This is a genomic window from Amycolatopsis aidingensis (assembly GCF_018885265.1).
Classification (GTDB): domain Bacteria; phylum Actinomycetota; class Actinomycetes; order Mycobacteriales; family Pseudonocardiaceae; genus Amycolatopsis; species Amycolatopsis aidingensis.
Map to the genome: position 1 here is coordinate 6,527,894 of NZ_CP076538.1, position 16,971 is coordinate 6,544,864.

21 protein-coding genes are annotated in these 16,971 nt (G+C 71.2%); 10 read left to right on the forward strand and 11 right to left on the reverse strand.

The window, feature by feature from the left end; translation table 11 throughout:
• Complete coding sequence (locus KOI47_RS29755; protein WP_216217648.1) at positions 1 to 387, reverse strand: cold-shock protein; 387 nt, start codon at positions 385 to 387, stop codon at positions 1 to 3.
• Between the two features lie 164 nt (positions 388 to 551).
• Between KOI47_RS29755 and KOI47_RS29760 the strand changes: the two genes are divergently transcribed.
• The gene (locus KOI47_RS29760) at positions 552 to 800 is read left to right on the forward strand and encodes a hypothetical protein (protein WP_408629862.1); all 249 of its coding nucleotides are present in this window, start codon (positions 552 to 554) and stop codon (positions 798 to 800) included.
• On the opposite strand, the gene KOI47_RS29765 is transcribed toward KOI47_RS29760, so the two are convergent.
• Positions 797 to 1,423: an HAD family hydrolase gene (locus tag KOI47_RS29765; protein ID WP_216210034.1), complete on the reverse strand. Its 627-nt coding sequence runs from the start codon at positions 1,421 to 1,423 to the stop codon at positions 797 to 799. The two genes, KOI47_RS29760 and KOI47_RS29765, sit on opposite strands and share 4 nt — an antisense overlap.
• Positions 1,424 to 1,513: 90 nt before the next feature.
• On the opposite strand from KOI47_RS29765, the gene KOI47_RS29770 reads away from it, so the two are divergent.
• The 3 genes from KOI47_RS29770 to KOI47_RS29780 all read left to right on the forward strand — a co-directional run bounded on the left by KOI47_RS29770 (position 1,514) and on the right by KOI47_RS29780 (position 4,255).
• Entirely contained in the window at positions 1,514 to 2,116 is a 603-nt protein-coding gene (locus KOI47_RS29770; protein ID WP_216210037.1) for a TetR/AcrR family transcriptional regulator, read from the forward strand.
• Positions 2,117 to 2,152: 36 nt separating this feature from the next.
• Positions 2,153 to 3,130 carry a R2-like ligand-binding oxidase gene (locus KOI47_RS29775; RefSeq protein WP_216210039.1) on the forward strand — a complete coding sequence of 326 codons (978 nt, stop codon included), beginning with the start codon at positions 2,153 to 2,155 and terminating at the stop codon, positions 3,128 to 3,130.
• Between the two features lie 96 nt (positions 3,131 to 3,226).
• Complete coding sequence (locus KOI47_RS29780) at positions 3,227 to 4,255, forward strand: ion channel (protein ID WP_216210041.1); 1,029 nt, start codon at positions 3,227 to 3,229, stop codon at positions 4,253 to 4,255.
• 48 nt (positions 4,256 to 4,303) lie between these two features.
• On the opposite strand, the gene KOI47_RS29785 is transcribed toward KOI47_RS29780, so the two are convergent.
• Positions 4,304 to 5,932, reverse strand: a complete 1,629-nt coding sequence (locus KOI47_RS29785; protein ID WP_216217650.1) for an AMP-binding protein — start codon at positions 5,930 to 5,932, stop codon at positions 4,304 to 4,306.
• 101 nt (positions 5,933 to 6,033) lie between these two features.
• On the opposite strand from KOI47_RS29785, the gene KOI47_RS29790 reads away from it, so the two are divergent.
• On the forward strand, positions 6,034 to 7,086 hold the full coding sequence (locus KOI47_RS29790) for a hypothetical protein (RefSeq protein WP_216210043.1): 1,053 nt from the start codon (positions 6,034 to 6,036) through the stop codon (positions 7,084 to 7,086).
• A gap of 26 nt (positions 7,087 to 7,112) precedes the next feature.
• Positions 7,113 to 7,490, forward strand: coding sequence for a YccF domain-containing protein (locus tag KOI47_RS29795; protein ID WP_216210045.1), 378 nt, complete (start codon positions 7,113 to 7,115; stop codon positions 7,488 to 7,490).
• A 24-nt stretch (positions 7,491 to 7,514) separates the two neighbouring features.
• Here the strand turns inward: KOI47_RS29795 and KOI47_RS29800 are convergent, their stop codons facing one another.
• The 8 genes from KOI47_RS29800 to KOI47_RS29835 form a co-directional block, all read right to left on the reverse strand.
• Positions 7,515 to 8,075 (reverse strand): snapalysin family zinc-dependent metalloprotease, encoded by a 561-nt coding sequence (locus KOI47_RS29800; protein ID WP_216210047.1) that lies wholly within the window; start codon positions 8,073 to 8,075, stop codon positions 7,515 to 7,517.
• Between the two features lie 162 nt (positions 8,076 to 8,237).
• Complete coding sequence (locus tag KOI47_RS29805) at positions 8,238 to 9,050, reverse strand: metallophosphoesterase (protein WP_216210049.1); 813 nt, start codon at positions 9,048 to 9,050, stop codon at positions 8,238 to 8,240.
• Between the two features lie 38 nt (positions 9,051 to 9,088).
• A complete protein-coding gene (locus tag KOI47_RS29810; protein ID WP_216210051.1) occupies positions 9,089 to 9,883 on the reverse strand; it encodes an HAD-IIA family hydrolase in 795 nt (264 codons plus the stop codon).
• 5 nt (positions 9,884 to 9,888) lie between these two features.
• Complete coding sequence (locus KOI47_RS29815) at positions 9,889 to 10,971, reverse strand: sulfate/molybdate ABC transporter ATP-binding protein (RefSeq protein WP_216210053.1); 1,083 nt, start codon at positions 10,969 to 10,971, stop codon at positions 9,889 to 9,891.
• Positions 10,968 to 11,741 (reverse strand): ABC transporter permease, encoded by a 774-nt coding sequence (locus tag KOI47_RS29820; RefSeq protein WP_216217651.1) that lies wholly within the window; start codon positions 11,739 to 11,741, stop codon positions 10,968 to 10,970. Before KOI47_RS29820 ends, KOI47_RS29815 begins: the two co-directional genes overlap by 4 nt.
• Before the next feature lie 16 nt (positions 11,742 to 11,757).
• Positions 11,758 to 12,504 carry a molybdate ABC transporter substrate-binding protein gene (gene modA, locus KOI47_RS29825; protein ID WP_216210055.1) on the reverse strand — a complete coding sequence of 249 codons (747 nt, stop codon included), beginning with the start codon at positions 12,502 to 12,504 and terminating at the stop codon, positions 11,758 to 11,760.
• Complete coding sequence (locus KOI47_RS29830; protein WP_216210057.1) at positions 12,501 to 12,905, reverse strand: TOBE domain-containing protein; 405 nt, start codon at positions 12,903 to 12,905, stop codon at positions 12,501 to 12,503. Before KOI47_RS29830 ends, modA begins: the two co-directional genes overlap by 4 nt.
• A 10-nt stretch (positions 12,906 to 12,915) precedes the next feature.
• Complete coding sequence (locus tag KOI47_RS29835; protein WP_232376348.1) at positions 12,916 to 13,416, reverse strand: MarR family winged helix-turn-helix transcriptional regulator; 501 nt, start codon at positions 13,414 to 13,416, stop codon at positions 12,916 to 12,918.
• A gap of 80 nt (positions 13,417 to 13,496) precedes the next feature.
• Here KOI47_RS29835 and moaA point away from each other — a divergent pair, with 80 nt between their 5' ends.
• From moaA to KOI47_RS29855, 4 genes are all read left to right on the forward strand, one after another.
• Complete coding sequence (gene moaA / locus KOI47_RS29840) at positions 13,497 to 14,561, forward strand: GTP 3',8-cyclase MoaA (protein ID WP_216210059.1); 1,065 nt, start codon at positions 13,497 to 13,499, stop codon at positions 14,559 to 14,561.
• A gap of 60 nt (positions 14,562 to 14,621) precedes the next feature.
• Complete coding sequence (locus KOI47_RS29845) at positions 14,622 to 14,864, forward strand: MoaD/ThiS family protein (protein ID WP_216217653.1); 243 nt, start codon at positions 14,622 to 14,624, stop codon at positions 14,862 to 14,864.
• A 104-nt stretch (positions 14,865 to 14,968) separates the two neighbouring features.
• Positions 14,969 to 15,853 carry a phosphatidylinositol-specific phospholipase C/glycerophosphodiester phosphodiesterase family protein gene (locus KOI47_RS29850; RefSeq protein ID WP_216210062.1) on the forward strand — a complete coding sequence of 295 codons (885 nt, stop codon included), beginning with the start codon at positions 14,969 to 14,971 and terminating at the stop codon, positions 15,851 to 15,853.
• A gap of 452 nt (positions 15,854 to 16,305) precedes the next feature.
• A complete protein-coding gene (locus KOI47_RS29855; protein WP_216210065.1) occupies positions 16,306 to 16,971 on the forward strand; it encodes a LysM peptidoglycan-binding domain-containing protein in 666 nt (221 codons plus the stop codon).

Sequence of the window (16,971 nt, forward strand, 5' to 3'; positions counted from 1 at the left end):
TCACGGGTCCAGGTCACGGGCCACCGCGCGCATCACCTCGGCGATCCGCTTGGTGTGCTTGCGGTCGGGGTACCGGCCCCGGCGCAGGTTCGGCTGCACCCGGCTCTCCAGCAGCTTGATCATGTCGTCGACCAGCCCGTGCAGTTCCTCGGCGGGGCGGCGCCGCGCCTCGGCCACCGAAGGCGGCGGGTCGAGCAGGCGGACCGAGAGGGCCTGCGGGCCACGTCGCCCGTCGGCGACGCCGAACTCCAGCCGCTGGCCGGCTTTGAGCCCCTCCACCCCCTGCGGTAGCGCGGCCTTGCGGATATAGACGTCCTCACCGCCGTCCTGGGTGACGAAGCCGAATCCCTTCTCCGCGTCGTACCACTTGACCTTGCCGGTCGGCACTGCCCTCACCGTTCCTTCACTATGGCTCATGAGTCCGCATGACCGGGCGGGCCATGCACGACGAAACGCGTCCTAGGGCGTACCCAGGACGCGCAGACACCAAGCCTATCCCGGCTGCTGCACTGGGGAGAAGCAGATACCCGGCAGCGCACTAGGATGGCGGCATGGAGACAGCCGTTCGCCCGAACACGCCGCCCGGCTCCGGCGGGCCACGGCGCAAGTCCGTGCTGATGCGCCTGGGCATCGGGTTGTTCGCGCTCGGGATGCTCGCCGTGGTCGCGGTGTTCGTCATGTTCGCCGCCGGGTGGCAGAACCTGCCGGTCTGGCTCAGCGCCGCGGCCGGGGTGATCACCCCGCTCGGCCTGGCCCTCGGCCTGATCGCGCTGGTCAGGGAGGCGAAGCGGACCGGTTAGGGCACGGTGGCCAGCCGGTCGGCATTGGCCTCCAGCCAGCCGGGGAACTCCTCCAGTGAGTCCAGCACCACATCCGCACCCGCGGTCAGCAGCTCGGCCCGGCTGCACGGGCCGGTGGTGACCCCCACCGCGACCACACCCGCCGCCAGCGCACCCCGCATATCGCCGATGTGGTCCCCGACATAGGCGACCGCCCCGTACTCGGTCAGCGCCCGCGCCTTCTCCGCCGACCACAGCTCACCCACCAGTGTGCCCACCTCGAGGTCCAGGGCCCGCAGGTGCAGCGCGGCGTTCGGGCCGTACTTGCCGGTGACGACCAGGGTGCCGCTCCCGGCCGCACCGACCGCACGCAGCGCGGCCGCGGCCCCCGGCAGGGCCACCGTGCGCGGCACCACGATCTCCGGGTAGATCTCCCGGAACCGGTCCACCAGCCCCGGCACCCGTTCCTGAGCCACCCCGAAGCCGAGCAGTACGTCCTCGAGCGGCGGGCCCAGGTTCGCCGCGAACTGCTCCCCGTCCAGGGTGAGGCCGGCCTCGGCGCCCAGTGCGTTCATCGCCGCGACCATGCCGGGGCGAGGGTCGATCAGCGTCATGTCCAGGTCGAAGCCGATGGTGATGGTCACCCCGCCACGGTAGCCCGGACCAGCACTGGACACATGTGCATCTCACGTCCACGGTCTTGACAAAAGGTACCTTTGTGTCAAGCTGACGCTGTGTCGGATGTCACTCGATTCGCGGTTCGGGCCCGTGCCTCGCTGCGCGAGGAACTTCTCGACGCCGCCGCCGACCTGCTGCCGGACAAGGGATACGCGGGCCTGCGGATGGCTGAGGTGGCGGCACGGGTCGGGGTGAGCAGGCAGACCGTCTACAACGAGTTCGGCAGTAAGGCCGGGCTGGCCCAGGCGGTGGTGCTGCGCACGACCTCGACCTTCCTGGACGGGGTGAACCAGCGGCTGACCGAGGCCGGGAACCTGCTCACCGGCGTGCACCGCGCCGTGATCTTCACCCTCGAGCACGCCAGGGCCGACCGGCTGGCCGCCGCCACCCTTGGCGAGGGCAGCGCCGCGGACCTGCTGCCGCTGCTGACCACCCGGGGCGAGCCGGTGCTGAGCGCGGCCATGGACCTGGTGCGCACGCATTACCGCAGCAGGCTGCCCGGCCTGGCCGAGGCCACCGCCGATCTGCTCGCCGAGACGGCGGTGCGGCTCACCCTGAGCCACCTGGTGCTGCCGACACACTCCGCCGCCGAGGCCGCAGACGCCGTGTGCGCCGTGCTCGGCCCGGCCATCCAGCACGCCGGGCACGAAAACCAGTGAACCCGGCGAACCAGCGAACACAGAAAGGTCGCGGACATGACTGCCAGCGCTGCCAGCACCACCCCGCACCGCACCGGTTTCCGCTCCCTCAGCAGCGGCGGCCTGAACTGGGACTCCTTCCCACTACGGCTGTTCGTCAAGGGGAACAGCAAGTTCTGGAACCCGGCCGACCTCGACTTCGGCCAGGAGGCCGCGGACTGGGCGAGCCTGAACGAGGAGGAGCGGCGGTCGGCGACCTTCCTGTGCGCGCAGTTCATCGCGGGCGAGGAAGCCGTCACCGAGGACATCCAGCCGTTCATGGGCGCGATGGCCGCCGAGGGCAGGCTCGCCGACGAGATGTACCTGAGCCAGTTCTGCTTCGAGGAGGCCAAGCACACGCAGGCCTTCCGGCACTGGATGGACGCGGTCGGGCTGATGGCGGACCTGCATCCGTTCGTGGCGGACAACCCGCACTACCGCACGCTGTTCTACGAGGAACTGCCTTCCTCTCTCGGGGTGCTCGCCTCCGATCCCAGCCCGGCCAACCAGATCAGGGCGAGCGTGACCTACAACCACGTGATCGAGGGCTGCCTGGCGCTGACCGGGTACTACGCCTGGCAGAAGGTCTGTACCTCGCGCGGGATCCTGCCCGGCATGCAGGAGCTGGTCCGCCGGATCGGTGACGACGAGCGCAGGCATATGGCCTGGGGCACCTTCACCTGCCGAAGGCATATCGCCGCCAACGACGCGCTGTGGGATGTGGTGCAGCAGCGGATGGGCGAGCTGCTGCCGATCGCGCTGAACATGATCCAGTGGGTCACCGACCAGTTCGAGGAGCCGCCGTTCGGCATCGACTCCGCGGAGTTCACCCAGTACGCGGCCGATCGTGCGCAGCGCAGGCTCGGTGCGATCGCATCGGCCCGCGGCATGCCGGTCGAGCAGGTGGACGTGGACTACTCCCCGGAACAACTGGAGGAGACCTTCGGCGCGGAGGACGCCAGGGAGTTCGCCGAGGCCGCCGGCTCGACCGGTTGATCACCGGTTGGGAACACCTGGCTGCCCCGTACCACGCTCCGGGTTAGTCTGACGCGCGACCGACGAACCGACCCCAGGCGTACGGCAGGGAGTAGCGTGCCCTTCTTTCTCACCCGGTTGCTGGCCAGGCTGACCTTCCTGCGCAGCTGGGCGACGCCGGTGGCGGTGGCCCTCTTCGTCTTCGCGACGGCCTGGCCGTTGCTGGCGCTCGCCGAGGGCGGGGACAGCGAGATCGTGCAACCCGCCAACTACTGGTGGTGGTTCGTGGTCACCGCGGCGACCGTCGGCTACGGCGATCTTTATCCGGAAACCGGCGGTGGCCATGTCGTCGGCGCCTACGTCATCGTCGGCGGTATCGCCACGCTCACCACGATCTTCACCAAACTGGCCACGGCGCTGGAGAACGCGAGGGGACGACGGATGCAGGGCGCGATCACGGTGACCACCTCCGACCACATCGTGCTGCTCGGCTACACGGCGGGACGCACCGAGCGCATCGTCGACCAGCTACTCGCCGAGGACGCCGGTCAGGTGGTGGTCTGCGTGTGGGACGACGTCGCCAGCCACCCGATGCCGGACCGCGAGGTCGAGTTCGTGCGTGGCGAGCTGACCGAACGCGAGGTGCTGGAACGCGCTGGGGTGCACCGGGCGCACCGGGTGCTGGTCGACGCCAGGGACGACAACGAGGCGCTCGCGGTGGCGGTGACCGTCGACCACGTGGCCACCAGCGCGCATGTCGTGGTCACCCTGCGGGATATGGCCAGGGTGTCCCTGATCCATTACGTGGACGAGGGCATCCGGTGCGTGCAGTGGCACACCCCGCGCATGATCACCGAGGAGCTCCAGTCCCCCGGCATCGCCGAGGTCTACGCCGAGCTGATGACGCATGGCGGCGCCAACACCTACTCGGCGACGCTGCCGGAGTCGCTGGGCCGGGTGCGGGTTGGTGACTGCCAGACCGCGCTCGGCCGTGCGCACGGCGCCATCGTGCTCGCCGCGCGGGCCGATGGCGAGCTGATGGTCAACCCGCCATGGCAGGCCGAGCTGCCGGCGGGCGCGATCCTCTACTACGTCGGCCCGCGACGCCTCGAGCCCGACCAGATCGCCACCACCCTCCGTTCCTGACCGCTGTGAGTGGCCCGTTCCCTGCGAAAACTGCGGTGAACGGGCCGCTCACTGCGGCCGGCGCAGCAGGGGGAGGGACTGTTCGCGCATCTCCACCTTGCGGACCTTGCCGGTGACGGTCATCGGGAACTCGTCCACCACGTGCACATAGCGCGGGATCTTGTAGTGCGCCAGCTTGCCGTGGCAGAACTCGCGTAGCCGCGCGGCGGTCAGCTCCCCGGCTCCCTCGCGCAGCCGCACCCAGGCCATCAGCTCCTCGCCGTATTTCTCGTCCGGAACCCCGATGACCTGGGCGTCCAGAATGTCCGGATGGGTGTACAGGAACTCCTCGATCTCCCGCGGGTAGATGTTCTCGCCACCCCGGATGACCATGTCCTTGATCCGGCCGGTGATGCTCACGTAGCCGTCCTCGTCCAGCACCGCGAGATCGCCGGTATGCATCCAGCGCGCGGCGTCGATCACCTCGGCGGTCTTGTCCGGTTGCTGCCAGTAGCCCAGCATCACCGAGTACCCGCGGGTACACAGCTCGCCAGGGGTGCCGCGGGGCACGGTCAGCCCGGTCTCCGGATCCACCACCTTGACCTCGAGATGCGGCCCCACCCTGCCCACGGTGGAGACCCTGCGGTCCACCGAGTCGTCCGCGCGGGTCTGGGTGGACACCGGCGAGGTCTCGGTCATCCCGTAGCAGATGGACACCTCCGCCATCCCCATCCGCTCGATGACCTGCTTCATCACCTCGACCGGGCAGGGTGAGCCCGCCATGATCCCGGTACGCAGGCTGGCAAGGTCGTAGTCGCCGAAGTCCGGCTCGGCCAGCTCGGCGATGAACATCGTCGGCACCCCGTACAGCGAGGTGCAGCGCTCGGCCTGCACCGCGGCCAGGGTGGCCTTCGGCTCGAAGGAGGGCGCCGGGATCACCATGCAGGCCCCGTGGCTGGTGCAGGCCAGGTTGCCCATCACCATCCCGAAGCAGTGGTAGAAGGGCACCGGGATGCACACCCGGTCGGCCTCGGTGTACCCGCACAGCTCCCCGACGAAGAAGCCGTTGTTCAGGATGTTGTGGTGGGACAGCGTGGCGCCCTTGGGAAACCCGGTGGTGCCCGAGGTGTACTGGATGTTGATCGGGTCGTCGGCACTCAACCCGGCCGCCGCCTCGGCCAGCCGCGCCGGATCGGCCCGTCTGCCATCGGCAAGCAGGCGATCCCATGCCTCGCTGCCGAGCAGCACCACCCTGGCCAGCTCAGGGCAGCGCGGGCGCACCTCTTCGATCATCCCTGCGTAGTCGGAGGTCTTGAACGACTCCGCGGCGACCAGCAGGGACACCCCGGCCTGGTTCAGTACGAACTCCAGCTCGTGCGCGCGGTAGGCAGGGTTGATGTTCACCAGGATCGCGCCGATCTTGGCCGTGGCGTACTGCAGGAAGGTCCATTCGGCACGGTTGGGCGACCAGATGCCGACCCGGTCCCCCTTGCGCACGCCGAGGTCCAGCAGGCCCAGCGCCAGCGCGTCCACTTCGGCGGCCAGCTCGCGGTAGGTCCAGCGCAGGCCCGCGGCACGGTCCACCAGCGCGTCCCGGTCCGGATGGGCGGCCACCGTGCGATCCAGGTTGTCCCCGATGGTGTCGCCGAGCAGCGGCACCTCGGCGGTCCCGGAAACGTAACTCGGTACCGCGGGCATGCTGGCCTCCTGCGCCGACGACGGTGTCACCTCCCGGCGAGTCTAGGAAGCCGGACCGGGACCGGCCATCTGCGAATGGAGAGGGCTTCTAGGGTGCCGGCATGGGTTCTGGGGATGAGTGGATCACGGTCGGCAGCGAGTACGCCGATGGCCTGAACGACGGGTCCGAGCGCGCCGCCTTCGCACGCTCCGGCGCGGACGTCTTCCTGGCAGCGCCGTTCGTTCGCTTCCTCGGCGAGCGGGGGCAGCGGCGGCTGGTGGTCGGGCAGGCGCGGGTGGCCGTGACGGCGGGCGCGAAGGCCGAGCTGACCGTCGCGGTGCGGGCCTGCTGGCACGAGGACCGCGGCTGGCGCCAGCAGGAGCCGCCCGCGGAGTTGTTCGGTCCCGACCTGGTGGCGGACCTCCCGCTGGCGGGCCCGCCGGACCGCACGGACGCACGCGCAGCCGCGGTGACGCTGGCCAAGGCGGTGGCCGAGTCATCCCGCAACGAGGTGCGGCGGCTGCGCGGCCTGCGGTACGAGTTCGAGCAGCGCCTCGCCGGGCTGCTGGCGAACCGGCGCCGGGACACGCTGCGGCCGCTGCTGGCGCAGATCGTGGAAATCTCGGTGGCCGCGGGCCGGGCACGGGACCAGGCCCAGGAGGCGGTGCGGGACGGGCTGTGGATCTGGCTGTGGGACGAGGATGCCTACCGCGGCACCCGGCCGGACCGGGAGACCCCGCCCGCGGGCGGCCCGGCCTGGCTGGGCACGCACCAGGCGAGCATCCGGCACTGCGCGGCGCTGGACGAGCAGCTGGCTGAGGAGGTCGCCCGGCTGCACTCGATGCTCAGCAGCATGTCCACCTTCGCGGTGGCGCAGGACAGTGAGGCACAGGACCGGTTCAACCTGCTGGCCGCCGCGGCCGCCGCGGGGCTCGGGGTACCCGCGCTGATCCTCTCGCTGTACGGCGCGGACTCCTTCCTGCCGCTGGACACCTTCGACCGGGCCTGGCGGGCGCTGGTGCCGATCGGGCTCACCGTGCTGGCCGCCGCGGTGGTGGCGCTGCGCTGGCTGCCGGGGATGTCCCGCGCCCGGCACTACACCACCGCGGTCGTGCTGGTACTGGCGCTGGTGTCGGTGCTGCTGTTCGCCGGTGCCCTCGCCCCGGGCGGCTGAGCCCCCGGATCGGGACAATGGGCGTCATGAACGCGATCCTGAACGTGCTCTGGCTCGTGCTGTCCGGCTTCTGGCTGGCGGTCGGTTACCTGGTGGCCGGGGTCATCTGCTGCATCCTGATCATCACCATCCCGTTCGGCCTGGCCTCGTTCCGGATCGCGAACTACGCGTTCTGGCCGTTCGGGCGCACCCTCACCGACCGGGAGGGCGCCGGGGTCGCCTCGCTGATCGGCAACGTCCTCTGGATCATCTTCGCCGGCTGGTGGCTGGCACTGGTCCACCTCGTCACCGGGATCCTGCTGTGCGTCACGATCATCGGGATCCCGCTCGGCATCGCGAACTTCAAGCTGGTGCCGGTGGCGCTGGTGCCGCTGGGCAGGGAGATCGTGCCGGTCCAGCGGTGAACCGGCACGATCCCGGCCCGCCGGTTACCTGGCGCCTGCAGGCTCCCGCTCAGGGAAGAAGCCGCGGAAGGACTCGGCGGGGCGCCAGCCGCCGAAGTTGCGCTCCACCTCGGCCCGCTCGGCCCGGTTAGGGTAGGGGTTGGTGCAGCTGGTGCCCGCGCTGGCGCCGGACATCAGGTCCTGGCACAGGCCGGTCCTGCGGTCCGGGAGACCAAGCAGGTGGCCGAACTCGTGCGCGGCGATCCGGATCTCGTCGTGGCCCTGGTTGACCGCCAGCCTGCCCATCCAGATGGTGCCGGAACCGAGCCTGCGTACCTGCGCCCGCGGCCAGCCGTTGTCGGCGATGATGGTGATCGAGGCGGGCGACCCGCGCTCGAGCCGGACGTTGCTGACGCTCTCGTTCCAGATCCGGGCGCCCTCGTCCATCGCGTCCCGGAACTCCGCGGCCCGGCTCGAGTCGTAGTACAGGGTGCGTACCTGCTGCGTCTCCGGTACCGGTGCGGCCGTGGCGGCAGGGACACCGACCAGCTGTGTGAGCGCCAGCGAGAACAGCAGGGTTAGCGCTGCGAAAAGCTTGCGTGACACGTCGAGCTCCTTAACTGTATGCAGGGTTCTCTGCGCACAGCGAAGTTAGCGGGGGCACGCGGGATGCGGGGGAGCCGAATTTTCCCACCGCGGAACGGCGACTGGTAACCGCAGCTCAGCGAACCGGGCTGGGAACGGCGGCCGACGAAAGTAGCGGGCCGGTTACTCCGTTGGTTCCCATGGCAGTGGCACCACGAGGCAGGGTCCACCGGCGAACAGCCCGCCGTCCACGCCGAGCACGGTACCGCCCGCGTACAGGTACGGCTCCTCGATCTGGCTGGGGTGGATGCCGAGCTGGTCGGCGATCACGCTGTGCCCGTGCACGATCCGGCTGCCGCCGAGCAGGCTCAGCATGGCGCCGGCCACCTCGGCGCCGTTCGGGCCGCGGAAGGCGTACCTGGTGGTCATCCGCCGCCAGACCTCCCACCACTCCTCGATGTCGTCGCCCGCGAGCACCTCGTGCACGCCGGCGTTGATCTCCTCGGCGTCGTCCCCCCAGTCCAGGTACTCCAGGGTGTCGGAATGCAGCAGCAGGTGGTCGGCGGCGTGCGCGACCAGTGGCCGGGTGGACAGCCACTCGACGTGTTCCTCGGTGAGCCGCTCCTGGTCGGCCTGCTGCCCGCCGTTGATCTCCCAGCTGCGGGCGAAGCTGCGCGGACCGAAGTCCGACGGCACGTCGGTGTCGCCGAAGTGGTACATCCCCAGCAGCAGGATCTCGTGGTTGCCGAGCAGGGTCTGCACCGAGCCACCGGCCTCGGGAGCCTGCCGCTGCAACCGCATCACCAGGTCCACCGCGCCGATCCCGTCCGGCCCCCGGTCCACGAAGTCGCCGAGGAACCACACCCTTGCCGCACCGCCCGCCCAGTCCTCGGACTCGTCGACAAGGCCGCGGGCGCGCAGCTGCTCGACCAGCTCCGCGCGGTGCCCGTGCACGTCACCGACGACGTAGGTCGCGGGCCCCTGCTCCTCACTCACCCCCACGACGATAAGCCCCGGCGGCGCGCGGTACCGGTTCAGGCCACCTGGAACGGGTCCGAAGTGCGTCCGACCAGGTCAGCGATGGAGTCCAGGACCAGGGTCGGCCGGTACGGGTAGCGCTCGGCCGTCTCGGCGGTGGAGATCCCGGTGAGCACCAGGATGGTCTGCAGTCCGGCCTCGATCCCGGAGTGCACATCGGTGTCCATCCGGTCGCCGATCATCAGGGTGTGCTCGGAGTGCGCGCCCAGCGCCCGCAGCGCGGAACGCATCATCAGCGGGTTCGGCTTGCCGACGTAGTACGGCTGGCGGCCGGTGGCCCGCTCGATCAGCGCGGCGATCGAGCCGGTCGCGGGCAGGATGCCCTCCCGGCTCGGCCCGGTGGCGTCCGGGTTGGTGGCGATGAACCGGGCCCCGTCCTCGATCATCCGGATCGCCTTGGTGATCGCGGTGAAGCTGTAGGTGCGCGTCTCGCCGAGCACCACGTAGTCCGGCTCCCGGTCGGTCAGCACGTACCCGGCCTCGTGCAGGGCGGTGGTCAGCCCCGCCTCGCCGATCACGAAGGCCGAGCCGTTCGGCCGTTGCGAGTCCAGGAACTTGGCGGTGGCCAGCGCGGAGGTCCAGATGGCCGACTCGGGCACGTCCAGCCCGGTGCGCAGCAACCTCGCCCGCAGGTCGCGCGGGGTGTAGATGGAGTTGTTGGTCAGGACGAGGAACTTGGTCCCGTTCGCCCTGAGCTCCCCGAGGAACTCGTCGGCGCCCGGCACCAGGTGCTCCTCCTGCACCAGCACGCCGTCCATATCGGTCAGGTAGTTCCACCGCTGCTCGGTCATGGCGCCTATGGTGCCGGATGGATCAGCACCGTGGTGGCCTTGATCGCCAGGCGGACCGGGCTGCCCGGCTCCAGCCCCAGGTCGGCGACCGCGGCCGGGGTGAGGTCGGCGGCGACGCCCGCGGCCCAGCCGGTGCCGGTGGCCCGCATCCGCACCAGGGAGCCCTGCGGTTCGAGGGTGCCCACCGTCGCCAGGACGGTGTTGCGCGGGCTGCCGTCCGGGGCCTGCCCTTCCGGGTAGACCGCCACCGTGCCGGGCGCGAACACCGCCACCGCGGGCTCACCCGGGACGGCGTCCCCGGCGAGCATCCCGGTGATCGGCTCGCCGGCCGCGGTGCGCAGCCCGGTTCCGGTGGCGATGCCCGCGACCAGGTTCAGCCCGGCGATCCGGGCGGTGAACGCGGTCCGCGGCGCGGAAAGCACCATCCTGGTCGGCCCGCGCTCCACCACCCTGCCGCCGGAGAGCACGAGTACCTGGTCGGCGAGGGCGAGCGCGTCCAGCGGGTCGTGGGTGACCAGTACGGCGGTGCGGGAGTCCGCGCGCAGCACCCGGCGCAGCAGCCCGCGCAGCGCCGGGGCGGCGTCCACGTCCAGGGCGGCCAGCGGCTCGTCCAGCAGCAGCAGGCCGGGGCGTCCAGCCAGCGCGCGGGCCACCGCCACCCGCTGCGCCTGCCCACCGGAGAGCTGGGCCGGCCTGCGCCCGGCCAGCTCGGCCGCGCCCACCTCGGCCAGCCAGTGCCGCGCGGTGCGCGCGGCCCCGGCCCGGCGTGCCCCGCGCGAGCGGGGCCCGAAGGCGACGTTGTCCAGCACGGACAGATGCGGGAACAGCAGCGGGTCCTGGGCCAGCAGGCCGACCCCACGTTCGTGCGGGGGCACCCGCGTCCCGGTGGCCGAGTCGGTCAGCGTGCGGCCCGCGAGGGTGATCCGGGCGGGGTCCGGGTCCAGCAGCCCGGCCAGGCAGCCGAGGACGGTGGACTTGCCGGAGCCGTTCGGCCCCAGGATCGCCAGCACCTGCCCCGCGGGCACCTCCAGGGTGGCGGCGAGCCGGAACGCGCCGCGGGTCAGCTCCAGCTCGGCGTGCAGGCTCACCGGGTGCCCTCCCACGCCCTCGGCCTGGCGATGGCGATCACCAGCACGGCCACCACGACCAGCAGCAGGGACAGCGCCACGGCGCTGTCGGTGTCCACCTCGGCCTTGGTGTAGACCTCCAGCGGCAACGTCCTGGTCACCCCCTGCAGGCTGCCCGCGAAGGTGATGGTCGCGCCGAACTCGCCGAGCGCCCTGGCGAAGCTGAGCACCGCGCCGGAGCCGATCGCGGGCAGCAGCAGCGGGACGGTGACCCGGCGGAAGGCGGTCAGCGGCCGCGCGCCGAGGGTGGCCGCCACCCGCTCGTAGTCCGCACCGGCCCCGCGCAGCGCGCCCTCCAGGCTGACCACAAGGAAGGGCATGGCCACGAAGGTCTGCGCGAGCACCACGGCCGCGGTGGTGAACGGCACCCGCACCCCGGCGGTGACCGCCAGCAGGTAGCCGAGGAAGCCGTTGCGGCCGAGCAGGTACAGCAGCGCCAGGCCGCCGACCACCGGTGGCAGCACCAGCGGCAGCAACACCACCGCGCGCAGCAGCCGCACCCCGCGCAGCCGCGCGCGAGCCAGCACCACCGCCAGTGGCACGCCAAGCAGCAGGCAGGCCAGGGTGGAAAGGGCGGCGGTCAGCAGGGACAGCCGCAGCGCGTGCAGCGCGGCCGGGGTGGTCAGCAGCCCGGGCAGCCGGGCCAGGTCGGCGCGCAGCAGCAGCCCGGCGACCGGGAGCGCGACCAGCGCCAGCCCGAGCGCGGCCGGAATCCACAGCGGCCATGGCACCCGGCCGCCGGGGCGCTCAGGGCGCACCGAACCCGGCCTCGAGCAGTCGTTTCCTTGCGGTGGGGCCGAGCACGAACTCGGTGAACCACCGGGCGGGTTCCGGCTGTTCGGCGCCGGTGAGCACGGCGATCGGGTAGCGGTTGACCGCCCGGCTCGCCTCGGGGAAGCGCACCGCGGACACCCGCTCGCCCGCGGCGCGCACATCGGTGCCGTACACCACGCCCGCGTCGGCCTCGCCGGCCTGGACCTTGGTCAGCACGGCCCTGACGTCCTGCTCCTCGCTGGCCGGGCGCAGGGTCACGCCGCTGGCCCGCTCCACCCGCTCGGTGGCCGCCCCGCACGGGACCTGCGGGGCGCAGACCACCACGGTCAGCTCGTCGCGGGCCAGGTCGGCGAAGGAGGTGATGCCGTGCGGGTTTCCCGGCGCCACGGCGATGGCCAGCTCGTTGGTGGCGAAGACCCGGGGCTCGTGCTCGGCGCGGCCCGCCTCGGTGACCGTGCGCATGGTGGCCTCGTTGGCCGAGGCGAACACGTCGGCAGGCGCCCCGGCCACGATCTGCTGGGCCAGCCTGCTCGAGCCTGCCAGGTTCAGCCGCACCCGCACGCGGGGGTGCTCGGCCTCGAACTCCTCGGCGAGCGCACCGAAGGACTCGGTCAGCGAGGCGGCGGCGAACACGGTCACGGTGCGGTCCCCTGCCCCCTGCGCGGTGCACGCGCCGGCCGCGAGGCAGGCACACAGTAATAAGGAAGCCACCCGCTTCATCGGGCACCTCCCGGGGTCTCCACCACCACATGGGTCGCCTTGACCACCGCCACCGCGAGCACCCCGGGGCGCAGGTCGAGCTCGCGTACCGCGTCCGCGGTCATCAGCGAGACCAGCCGGTGCATCCCGCACTGCAGCTCGACCTTGGCCATCACGGTGTCGGCGACGACCTCGGTGACCAGCCCGACGAACCGGTTGCGGGCCGAGCGGCCCACGCCCGAGGGGTCGGGCGGCTCCTCGGCCTGTCCGCGGGCGAAGGCGGCCAGTTCGGCACCGTCCACCACCTTGCGGCCCGCCGCGTCGGTGTCCGCCGACAGCTGCCCGGCCCGCACCCACCTGCGCACCGTGTCATCGCTGACGCCGAGCAGCCGGGCGGCCTCGGAGAACCGAAAATGCGGCATAAACGGGAGACTATCTCCGCAGGTGCGGAATCTCCATCCCCACGAAGGCCTCCGCCTCGGTCAGCTCGAGCCGCCTGCGGAGGAACCGCTCCACCACCTCGAGTTCGCCGGGCGCGAACTCGGCCAGCACCCGTTCGGTGAGTCGCAGCGGCAGTTCCGCCGCGGGCGCCGCCTTCGCCCTACCCTCGGCGAGGACGTCCACCAGCACCTTGCGCCGGTCGGCCGGATCCCGCATCCGCCGCACGAACCCGGCGCGCTCCAGCCGGTCGATCACCCCGGTCACCGCGCCGGTGGACAGCCCGGTCAGCTCGGCGAGCCGCCCCGCGGTCAGCGGGCACCGCCAGTGGGTGAGCAACTCCAGCGCCTTGTGGTCGGTGGCGGAGAGGCCGATCCGTTCCGCGAGCCTGGCGTGCAACAGCACGGTGACGGTGCTCTCCGCACGCCCGAGCTCGGCGAAGCGGGCCAGCGTCTCGGCGGGCACCGGATCGCCGCGAGCGTCCTCTGTGTGCACCGATCTCCTCCCGGCAGTTCCAAATATCTTGGTATGTAAGACATTTTACGAGTGGCCGGTGTGCGGCTACGCTGGGATGGGTGACAGCGGTTGATCTCGGACTTCCCAGGGTTCCGGGCGCGCGCGTGGCGCATTCGACACCGCGTCCGGACACCCCAGCACTGCTCGACACCTACGGCCGGGTGGCGACCGACCTGCGGGTCTCGCTGACCGACAAGTGCAACCTGCGTTGCACCTACTGCATGCCAGAGGAAGGGCTGGAGTGGGCGGCGGAGGAGCAGGTGCTCACCGATGACGAACTGGAGCGGTTGCTGCGGGTTGCGGTGGAACGGCTCGGCGTCACCGACATCCGGCTCACCGGGGGCGAGCCGTTGCTGCGTCCCGGGCTGGAGGGCCTGGTCGCCCGGATCGCCGCGCTGCGCCCCCGACCCCGGATCGCGATGACCACCAACGGCATCGGGCTGGCCAAGCGGGCCGCGGCCTTCGCCGAGGCCGGCCTTGACCGGATCAACATCTCGCTGGACTCGATCGACCGGGACACCTTCCAGCGACTCGCGCGCCGGGACCGGCTGCCGCATGTGCTGGCCGGGCTCGCCGCCAGCCGCGCGGCCGGGCTGGACCCGGTGAAGGTCAACGCGGTGCTGATCCGGGGAGTGAACGAGCACGAGGCTCCCGGGCTGCTGCGGTTCTGCCTGGAGCAGGGCTACCACCTGCGGTTCATCGAGCAGATGCCGCTGGACGCCCAGCATGGCTGGAACCGGGCCGAGATGATCACCGCGGCGGAGATCCTGGACCTGCTGCGTACCGAGTTCGAGCTCACCCCGAGTCCCGCCGAGCGCGGCGGCGCACCGGCCGAACGCTGGCTGGTGGATGGCGGACCGCAGGAGGTCGGCGTGATCGCCTCGGTGACCAGGCCGTTCTGCGCCGCCTGCGAGCGCACCAGGCTCACCGCCGACGGCGCGGTGCGCTCCTGCCTGTTCAGCACCGATGAGACCGACCTGCGCGGGTTGCTGCGTGGCGGCGCAGGCGACGAGGACCTTGCCGTGGCCTGGCGGGACGCCATGTGGGGCAAGCTGGCGGGCCACGAGATCAACGAGGCCGGGTTCGCGCAGCCGATCCGGCCGATGAGCGCGATCGGGGGCTGAGCCGTGGACCTGCCGTCCAGCGCGGCACCGGAGGACATTCAGCGGCACGAGACCACGGTGATGGTCCGTTTCTTCGCCTCCGCACGGGCGGCGGCCGGGCAGGAGGAGGAGACGCTCACCCTGCCGCCCGGTGCCACCGTCTCGGACGCGGTGCGGGCGTTGCGCGGCAGGCATCCCGGCGGGCTGGACCGCATCCTGGACGCGGCCAGCTTCCTGCTGGACGGGGTGGCCGTGCGGGACGTCACCCTGACCCTGCCGGACGGGGCGGAGCTGGACGTGCTGCCGCCGTTCGCTGGAGGCTGAAAACCGGGCAAACTACCTGGGTACCCCCGATGTTCGGGGGTTCGTGACCGCGGCGCGATGATCCGTTCACCGCCTGGCCTTACCCGGCGCCGAGGCTGGCCGCCATGACGAGCTCGCGTCGCGCCAGTGCCCTCCTGCTCAGTGTGCTGGCCGCACTCGGCCTGCTGAGCGCACCGGCCGCGGCCGAGCCTCGTCCGGCCCAGCCACCTGCCCGCCCCCTCGCGCAGGCGCATGCGCACAACGACTACGAGCATCCGCACCCGCTGCTGGACGCGCTGGGGCACGGGTTCACCAGCGTCGAGGCCGACATCTACCTGGTGGACGGTGAGCTGCTGGTCGGCCACGACCCGGAGGACCTGCGGCCGGGGCGCACCCTGGAGGCGCTGTACCTGGAACCACTGCGCCGTCGCGTGCTGGCCAACCACGGCCGGGTGCACCGCAGGCCCGCGGCCGGCGGTGAGCGGAACTTCCAGCTGCTGGTGGATATCAAGAGCGGGGCGGCGGAAACCTACGCCGCGCTGCGCGAGCGGCTGCACCACCCGCGCTACTTCTTCCTGTTCAGCACCTACCTCGCCGGGCACGTCCTGGACCGGGCGGTGACCGTGGTGCTTTCCGGCAACCGGCCGCGGCAGGTGCTTTCCGGGCAGTGGTACCGCAAGGCGTTCCACGACGGCCGGATCGCCGACCAGACCGATCTCGGCCCCGGCGCCGACCCGCGGCTGACGCCGCTGGTGTCGGACAACTGGACCAGGTTGTTCTCCTGGCGGGGCGAGGGCACCTTCCCGGCGGCTGAGCGGGCCCGGCTGCGCGAGATCGTGGCCACCGCGCACCGGGCCGGGCAACGGGTCCGCTTCTGGGCAACACCGGACAACCCGGGCCCCGCCCGCACGGCCCTGTGGACCGAGCTCGTGGCGGCGGGCGTGGACCACATCAACACCGACGACCTGAGCGGACTCGAGGGCTTTTTGAGAGAAGTTACCGGCCAGTAGGAGCGACACGCGAATGGCCCTTTCGCGTCAAAAACACGTGACTCAAGCCTCACGTTTCGTGCTCTATCTCGGACAGGAAACAGCCTGATAACGACGCTCTGACCAGCAGAAACAGCGTGATCGTCGGACTTTCTGGGCTGTTACAGTGACACAGGTCACATGCCGAATAATTTCCGATCACGGTCATCGTTACGTACCGTCGCTTCTCGGTTGGCCCCGACCGACCACAGCAAGACCCGGGATTCCGTAGCGCCGAACCTTGTCCGGCGGAATCCCGGACCAGTACCCCGAGCGAAAGAAAACCTCCGGACAAGGGCTAGAGGGGACAGGACCGACATGCGACCACGTGCAGCACGCTGGTCATGGACGTCATGTCGGCCGGCCACCGCGGCCGGCCGGGTCCACGAGACCTGCCTCGCTACTGCAGGCGCGGGGGAAGAGACCGAGTCGCGATGACTTACCGTGGTAAACACCGCAAGCCGTCCGCCGCTTCCCGTCACATCGCCCGTGTGGCCGTCGCGGGCCTGGCGGTAGGCGCCCCGTTGGCGATCGCTGCGACCCCCGCGCAGGCCGATAGCGTCAACTGGGATGCCATCGCGCAGTGTGAGAGCGGTGGCAACTGGAGCATCAACACCGGCAATGGCTACTCCGGTGGTCTCCAGTTCAAGGACAGCACCTGGAAGGCCTACGGCGGCACCGGCAAGGCGCACAACGCCTCCCGGGCGGAGCAGATCCGCGTCGCGGAGCGTGTCCTGGACGGCCAGGGCATCGGCGCGTGGCCGGTCTGCGGCAAGCGCGCCGGCTCCGCCGCGAGCTACCAGGGCAGCAACACGCAGGGCTCCTCGGCCAAGTCCGAGCAGCGCAGCAGCTCCAGCTCGAGCTCCGCGAAGAAGCAGTCCTCGAAGCCGGCCCCGCGGCAGCAGGCTCCGGCCCCGCTCACCGGGACGGCCAAGTCCAACCCGGAGGGTGACTACACCGTTGTCGCCGGCGACACGCTGACCAGCATCGCCAAGGAGCACAACATCGAGGGCGGCTACCAGAAGCTGCACGAGCTGAACAAGGAGTTCATCTCCAACCCCGACTACATCGTGGTCGGCCAGAAGATCGCCACCAAGTGA

What these genes read in the sequence shown, in the direction of transcription:
- KOI47_RS29760 (WP_408629862.1), top strand. Translation starts at nt 552, where the DNA reads ATGGAGACAGCCGTTCGCCCGAACACGCCGCCCGGCTCCGGCGGGCCA.
- KOI47_RS29775 (WP_216210039.1), top strand. Translation starts at nt 2,153, where the DNA reads ATGACTGCCAGCGCTGCCAGCACCACCCCGCACCGCACCGGTTTCCGC.
- KOI47_RS29785 (WP_216217650.1), bottom strand. Translation starts at nt 5,932, where the DNA reads ATGCCCGCGGTACCGAGTTACGTTTCCGGGACCGCCGAGGTGCCGCTG.
- KOI47_RS29790 (WP_216210043.1), top strand. Translation starts at nt 6,034, where the DNA reads ATGGGTTCTGGGGATGAGTGGATCACGGTCGGCAGCGAGTACGCCGAT.
- KOI47_RS29795 (WP_216210045.1), top strand. Translation starts at nt 7,113, where the DNA reads ATGAACGCGATCCTGAACGTGCTCTGGCTCGTGCTGTCCGGCTTCTGG.
- KOI47_RS29810 (WP_216210051.1), bottom strand. Translation starts at nt 9,883, where the DNA reads ATGACCGAGCAGCGGTGGAACTACCTGACCGATATGGACGGCGTGCTG.
- modA (WP_216210055.1), bottom strand. Translation starts at nt 12,504, where the DNA reads ATGAAGCGGGTGGCTTCCTTATTACTGTGTGCCTGCCTCGCGGCCGGC.
- KOI47_RS29830 (WP_216210057.1), bottom strand. Translation starts at nt 12,905, where the DNA reads ATGCCGCATTTTCGGTTCTCCGAGGCCGCCCGGCTGCTCGGCGTCAGC.
- KOI47_RS29845 (WP_216217653.1), top strand. Translation starts at nt 14,622, where the DNA reads ATGGTCCGTTTCTTCGCCTCCGCACGGGCGGCGGCCGGGCAGGAGGAG.
- KOI47_RS29850 (WP_216210062.1), top strand. Translation starts at nt 14,969, where the DNA reads ATGACGAGCTCGCGTCGCGCCAGTGCCCTCCTGCTCAGTGTGCTGGCC.
- KOI47_RS29855 (WP_216210065.1), top strand. Translation starts at nt 16,306, where the DNA reads ATGACTTACCGTGGTAAACACCGCAAGCCGTCCGCCGCTTCCCGTCAC.